At 37.0% G+C, this 6,897-nt stretch carries 3 protein-coding genes; all 3 read left to right on the top strand.

Annotated elements, in window-relative coordinates; genetic code table 11:
• Window positions 1-324: 324 nt before the first annotated feature.
• Window positions 325-3,876: a carboxypeptidase regulatory-like domain-containing protein gene (locus J6D32_RS03605; RefSeq protein ID WP_287467289.1), complete on the top strand. Its 3,552-nt coding sequence runs from the start codon at window positions 325-327 to the stop codon at window positions 3,874-3,876.
• Between the two features lie 205 nt (window positions 3,877-4,081).
• Window positions 4,082-6,388, top strand: a complete 2,307-nt coding sequence (locus tag J6D32_RS03610) for a glycoside hydrolase family 2 protein (protein WP_287467290.1) — start codon at window positions 4,082-4,084, stop codon at window positions 6,386-6,388.
• A 69-nt stretch (window positions 6,389-6,457) separates the two neighbouring features.
• Window positions 6,458-6,897: hypothetical protein (locus tag J6D32_RS03615; RefSeq protein ID WP_287467292.1), on the top strand; the 440-nt coding region annotated here is incomplete at its 3' end.

Here is a 6,897-nt window from a genome sequence, read left to right on the forward strand (position 1 = left end):
CTTAAGAATATTGAAGTTCATACATTTGCAAGTCAACCTGTTTATGCTAAAGTTATGAATTAACGAAAAAAACACTGAATTTTCGGTGTTTTTTTTATTATGTTAAATAAATGGACATAAATTTTTTACATTTTTTCTCATATATTGAACATCTGTTTTTAGTGAATAGTTAAGAGAAAAGTATTATTTTTAGTTATTTTAGATTTTTTTGAATGTAAACGATAAAAAAAGAATAATTTAGATATTCAAAATATATGATGTATGGATTGTGAATCTTTCAAATGTAGGATTCGGTCAAATAAATAAATGGGGGGATTAGTGTTCATGCATCAAAAACTAAAGCGATTATTTACAAAGCGAAATGTCATTATTTTATCTATTTTAATCGCACTAGGTTTAGTCACAGGAGTTACCATTAATTATGTAGATAAGAATGGATCAAACGATGTAGAAATCAATTTAGTTGCAAGTACAGAAAGTTCAAGTTCTAATTCGGGGGAACAAGAAACGATTGAAGTGATTGAAGAAAAGCCTCAGGAAACTGATGAGGTAGAATCTGAAACACAAAATGATGAAAAGGAAAGTGGTGTGAATGCTAATCAGGTAATTACGATTAGTCGGCCTCAATTTTCCTACTTTAATCGACCACTAACTGAAAATCAAATTCAGAATCCGACGACAACGACACCGCCGGTTTCTAATGATGGCGAAACGTCCAATTCATCACCTGTATCCAAACCAGAACAAAAACCAGATTCATCACCTGATCAAGGAATGACATCTGTTGATGTCAGCTTAACCTTATTTTTAAGTGAGTATCAGATTTTAGATAATGATGTTGTTCAGGTGAAAGTAGGGAATGAGCAAGCATTTAATGCTCAAACATCTGAAAAGGGATTTTTAAAGCTACAATTACCTTTTAATTCAACGACGCATCTGATGCATTCTTCAATCGAGTCAATCATTACGGTGAATGCTAATGGTGAGGTGTCAGTAGAAAATATCAAAGGTGAATCAATGATTGGATTTATGGAACGCTCTGAAGCGGGAGAGGTAAAATACCGAGAAAATATTACAACCTTTCCAACAGAAATGATAAATAATATTGAACTACTCGATTTAGAAAGTGGACAATTTATTTATAATGGAGCTTTAGAATTAGAGACAAATGAAATTTTAGTCATTCCAGCTTTTGAACAGTATGTTTCAGGGGTTGCAATCAAGATTGTAAGCGTTAATGTAGAAGGTGGTAAAACGACTGCAGTGATTGTTCAACCAGAACTTAAGGAAGTTTATCGCTCAATTGACATCGAGGTTGAGCCAAGATTAGAGGATGCACGTGTTACATTAGGAGAAGGTGTTGAGTTATCAGAACCTATTACTTATACTAGTGAACGTATAACTGTTAGAGACAGTGTAACAATAAATATTAAACCTGTTACAATCGCAAAAAAAATACAATTAAAAGGATCATTTACTACTACTATTGAGAACAATTTGAAAATAAATATTGATTTTGATTGGTTTGAGACTAATGTTAAGAATCTTAAGTATGAGTTAGCTCTAACTCAAAATTTCAACTTGTCAGTGGAGTATGCTGAACTTGAAAATATTTGTAAGGAACAGCCAAAGAAATGTCAAAAAAAACTTATAGATATTAGTATCCCGACACCTGTTGCAGGAATTAGTGTAGATATTCCGATTAAAATAGGATTTGAGCCAGAAGGATCATTATCATCAGACGTTGAAATAGAATCTAAATTTAATTTCGGTGTGCAGTATACGAAAAGAAATGGGTTAAACACCTTAGTAGATCATGATGATATTTTTTCTATTACAACGAATGTAACTCCAGTAAAAGTTTCAGGGGAATTAAAGGTAGGGGCTGATGTATCAGCTATGTTAGCAGCTCTTCGTATTGATCTATTAGGGATGAAAGTTGGTGCGGGAATAAAAGGAACAGCAGATGGAAGTATTGATGTAATTCAACCAGAATTGTGTACTTCGTTTGCCGTTGGGATGTATGGAAGTGTCGGATTAGATAGTGAACTCATACCAAATAAATTTTTAGATGAAGTTGAATATGAAGTGTATCTACCACTCTATGATAAAAAGATAGGACTTTGTGGGGAAATACCTGAACTTGAGGTTTCACCTAAAAACATTGTGATGATTCCTGGGGAATCAGTTGAGTTAATGGTGATGTCAGGTCGTGAAGAAGTTACCTATGATGCGACTTATGAATCGAACGATTCATCTAAATTATCAGTAGATGCAAATGGAGTTATGACGGCAAAGGATGCAGGTGCAGGTCATACTGTTAACGTTAAGGTCACGTATGAAAAAGATGGGGTGAGTGGCCAGGTAGATATTCCAGTTGAAATTAAAGATCCATCGATAAAGGGAATCCTGAAAGGACAAATTATGGATGCCGTTTCGGGGGATGCAATTAATCGGGCTAAAATTACTCTATATGATGAATCAGGGGAGTATCTCAATCGCTATTATACTGACGAATCCGGACATTATCGACTATTCTTAGAGCCAGGAACTTATTTAGTATCGATTGAAAAAGCAGGATATTTAAAAGAGTCAGGAAAATTTACGATAGAAAGCGGTAATGTACAAGTTTACGAACCTACCTTACATCTTGTTAGTGAATTGAACAGTGGGGAAGGAACGGTTACAGGAAAAATTACCAATGCTCTTAATGATTATCCACTTTCACAAGTTAAATTAGAGATTTATAAAGGGTTTAATAGTGATGATGGTGAGTTGGTGAGAACTATTTATACCAATGAGTTAGGAGAGTATAATACAGTATTACCAGCAGGAAATTATACGGCGATTTTAAATAAAGAGGGATTTATTGAAAGTAGAATGGCTATTTTAGCAGTTGGTGATCAAATTAGAGTGCAACCAACGTTATCGTTATCTCCTGATGGATTAGCATTAAATGATCTTCGTGTGGTGTTAAACTGGAATGAAAGTCCAAGTGATTTAGACTCACATCTAATTGGAAAAATTAATTCAGAATCAAATGGTTATTTCCATGTTTATTATGCCTCATCATATTATTCTGGAGAAAATCAATCTGCGATGTTAGATCGTGATGATACGTCTAGTTACGGACCTGAAACGATTACTTTAACGAATTTAGATGAAGATGGACACTATGTTTATGCGATTCATGATTATTCAAATAGAGGAAATATGCAAAGTAATTCCTTAAGTTTGTCAGGTGCTACGGTTAAAGTTTATTCTGGGGGACATCTTCTATTTAGTTTTACAGTTCCTGATAACCAAGCGGGTAATGTTTGGAAAGTTTTTGAGGTGATAGATGGAGAAATTGTTCCATTAAATGAAGTGACTTCTATTTCAAATTGGCATAATTATCAATCTTATCTGCCAAATAGAATGGCAAATTTATTATCTATTGAACCGGTGAGTGATGAGCTTTTATTGACTGATGAAAAAGATCCATCTCAATTAGAGGAGTTTAAACCAGAAACTGAACTACCAGAATTAGAAGTGGAGCAACCGGAAACTGATGTGCCAGAATCAGAAGTGGAACAACCAGAAACTGATGTGCCAGAATCAGGAGTGGAACAACCAGAAACTGATGTGCCAGAATCAGGAGTGGAACAACCAGAAACTGATGTGCCAGAATCAGGAGTGGAACAACCAGAAACTGATATGCCAGAATCAGAAGTCGGGCAACCAGAAACTGATGTGCCAGAATCAGAAGTCGGGCAACCGGACACTGATTCAGAGGAGTTAGAACAGGATACACTGGGGGAAATGCCACATGATGGTAGCTACCAACTAATTGAAGCAGATCTTAAAGAGTTAAAGATTTTAATTGAAGATGAGTAATAAAAATGAAAAACAGTCACGTTTTGTCGACTGTTTTTTGCTTTTATGGGATGTCATTTGATTAAGATATAATAACAGGTTTTGTCAAAGAGTGTTGTTTTTTTTAGGCAGAAATAATGTACTGATTTTCTAGAACACGATTATTTTATCTCATGAACGGTTAGAATAAGACTAGATATTAAAATGAAGTTTGAGGGATATGCTGATGAGAATAGTCGAATTTCTAGATGATTGGTATTTTTCATATGATGGACATGAAGAGGAATTGGTGAAAATTCCTCATACTCATACGATGATGCCGCCTAATTACTTAGACGCAAAGGCATACCAATTCAAGAGTCTTTATCGTAAATCATTGAGCCTTGCGCCAAGATTTAAAGGGGAACGTTTTTTCCTAACATTCGATGGGGTGGCGACAACGGCCAAAGTTTTTGTGAATGATGAGTTGATTTTTCATCATGAGGGTGGCTATACGCCATTTGAGGTCGAAATTCCCTCAGGTGATATCGAGCTTAAGGTAGAGGTCGATGGTGCCGAGCAAGCGCATATTCCACCGTTTGGAGGCGTGATTGATTATTTAACTTATGCGGGGATGTATCGGGAAGTTTATTTGAAGCGAGTCTCATCTGTTTACATTGAAGATATTTTTGTACGCGGATCAGCAAGTAAGGTTATCGACGTCGATGTGACGTTATCATCGACAACGTCAGTTGATAAACTTGATGTCATGATCTCGCATGAAAAAAATGTTGTTCGTGCGATACAGGTACCTATTTTAAATCAGAAGGTGGTTCATTTAACGACGTTGATGAAGCAGGCAAAACTTTGGGATTTAGAGCATCCTTATTTATATACGGTTGAGGTTCGATTGAAAAAAGGAGATGAAGTCATCGATGTGGCGTCAACTCGTTTTGGATTTCGAGATGCACAGTTTAGAAGTGATGGCTTTTATTTAAATGATCAATTAGTGAAATTGGTTGGATTAAGTCGCCATCAGTGTTACCCCGGTGTTGGGGATGCGATGCCAAGATTATTACAAGAGCGTGATGCAGAAATTTTGAAGCAGGAACTCGGGTTGAATATGGTACGAACGTCTCATTACCCGCAGTCGAAACATTTTTTAAATCGTTGTGACGAACTGGGATTATTAGTTTTTGAGGAAGTTCCAGGCTGGCAATCTGTTGGTGAGAGTGAATCATGGCACTATTTAATGCTTCAAAATGTTCAGGATATGATTTTAAGGGACCGAAATCATCCAAGCATTGTGCTTTGGGGAGTGAGAGTTAATGATTCATCTAATCACGAGGCCCTTTATACAAAGGCGAATCTACTCGCTCATGACCTGGATCCGACTCGTCAGACGGGAGGTGGAGGCCAGTTTGGGCATCCTCAATTCTTTGAAGATGTTTACACGTTTGATGATTTTTCAAATGCTCCACTCTTAAGTACGAAAAAGGTGGTAAAGGATTCGAAGATTCCTTATTTAGTCAGTGCCCATACCGGTCATATGTATCCGACGAAACGTTATGATAATGAGGAACAGCGATTAGAGCAGGCGATGCGTCATGTTAAAGTGATGAATAAGATGATGGGAAGTAAACGAATAAGTGGAGCTATTGGATGCTGTTTGTTTGATTATCCAACGCATATGGAGTTTGGAAGTGGCGATGGCATGTGTTATCACGGGGTGCTTGATTTTAATCGCATTCCAAAGTTATCAGCTTTTGTTTATGCTTCACAGCAAGAAAAGATTCCCGTTATGGAGGTCGGAACAAGCTTTAATATTGGGGAGCATGCTGGTGGGATACTCGGTCCGATTTATGTGTTTACAAATTGTGATTATGTAAATTTATTTAAGAATGATGTGTTAATTAAAGGATTTTATCCAAATCACAGGGAGTTTAAGTATTTGAAGCATCCTCCTATTTTAATTGATGATTTGATTGGAGATATGCTTCAGGAAGAGGAAGGAATGACGAAGTGGGATGCCAATAATGTTAAAAAGGTATTGATGGCATCTTCGATGCATGGCATGAATTTACCACCTCGCTATAAGTTACGAATGGCGATTGCCATCCTTCGATATGGAATTAGTGTTGAAGAAGAGATGGGGATGTATGGAAAGTATGTGGGAAATCTCAAAGATTCGCACACGGTGTATCGACTAGAAGGATATAAAGGCGGACAGTTGGTGAAGACGAAGTGTTTGGGATCAGTGAGAAATCCAAGGTTGGTGGCAAAGGCTGATTATGAGGTGGTGCCTCTTCATGAGACGTATGAGATAAATCGAATTGTGGTTCAGGTGAGATGTGAGAATGGGAATGTGTTACCGTATGCGTTTGATAGTTTAAGGGTTGAAACGCTAGGTCCGATTGAATTGGTTGGTCATGCACCAGCCATTGTTGGAGGAGCGGCTGCGATTTATGTGAAAACGACAGGTAAGGGAATGGGGGATGTGATGATTAGAAGCGGGCAGTTTGGGGACTGTGAAGTTGAGTTTGCAATTATTTAAAAGTGTATTTAAATAGTAGAAAATCTGTTATAATTAGTAAAAATAAACAAAATATAGGAGAGTATTAGGATGAGAATTGTTAATCCACGACGATTTACGATAGCTTGTATCGTCTTTATCATGTTGATTGGGCTGCTAGGATACGGTATTTATCGTGGAGGGATATGGGTTATCACGATGATTAGTGCACCATTTCAACAGAATCGTTCAATGGTGACTGAACTGGTTCAAGAGGACCTTTTGGTGAGTAATCCAGTGATTGTGCCTGTTGAAGTTGAAGAGGTAGTTGATCCTTTGGTTGAGGAATTAGAATGGATTTCAAGATTTGTCGTCGGGTGCGAAACAACGCTCTTGCTTGAAGATGGCATCGCGAGTTTAACGTTTGAGGTCATTCCTAAGATGGCGTTGAATTATTATCCAAGAAATGAAATGACAAGCCGAATTTACAAACAAACGTTAAAGTTGTTACGTGATATTTCAAAGATGGAGCATGTCAGTGAGCTTAAACA

Source organism: Turicibacter sp. (genome assembly GCF_017941855.1).
Lineage (GTDB): Bacteria > Bacillota_I > Bacilli_A > MOL361 > Turicibacteraceae > Turicibacter > Turicibacter sanguinis.